Genomic DNA, 538 nt, shown 5'->3' on the forward strand with positions numbered 1-538 from the left:
GAGCGGTCGAAGGTGGGGCTGGCGATTGGGACGAAGTCGTAACAAGGTAGCCGTACCGGAAGGTGCGGCTGGATCACCTCCTTTCTAAGGAGCACCGGCCTTCACAGCGCAAGCTGTGGGGTCTACGTCGCGGTCAGGGGCGAGTGTTCCCTGCGCGGCACGCTCATTAGTGGAGCACTGGCTACTCGGATCAGCATGATCGCTGACCGGCTAGTACCGCCCTCCGCGTGAGGGAGTGGGAACGACGGTGTCAGGGGTTGAGCGGGTTCGAACACACTGTTGGGTCCTGAGGAAACGGACCATGTCTCGGGGCTGCTGCCGGTTGGTGGTGGCCCTGGGTGTCTGCCCCGGGTTCGGGGTGGGTGTCTGTTTGGCCTCGTGCGGGACCAGCCGTCTGTCACATCGGCTCAGGGGTTTCCTGGGTGTCTGGTGGCGGGTCTGGTGTGGTCGCTGTTTGTTGTTTGAGATTTGCATAGTGGACGCGAGCATCTTTGTGGCCAAGTTTTTTAGGGCACACGGTGGATGCCTTGGCATCAGG

The 538-nt window shown here is 61.7% G+C and carries 1 rRNA gene; it reads left to right on the top strand.

Annotated features, from left to right (window positions below):
- Positions 1–84 (top strand): 16S ribosomal RNA (locus tag ABD817_RS39480); the annotation flags it as partial.
- Between the last annotated feature and the right edge of the window lie 454 nt (positions 85–538).

The organism is Streptosporangium oxazolinicum, assembly GCF_039537505.1.
GTDB classification, from domain to species: Bacteria; Actinomycetota; Actinomycetes; order Streptosporangiales; family Streptosporangiaceae; genus Streptosporangium; species Streptosporangium oxazolinicum.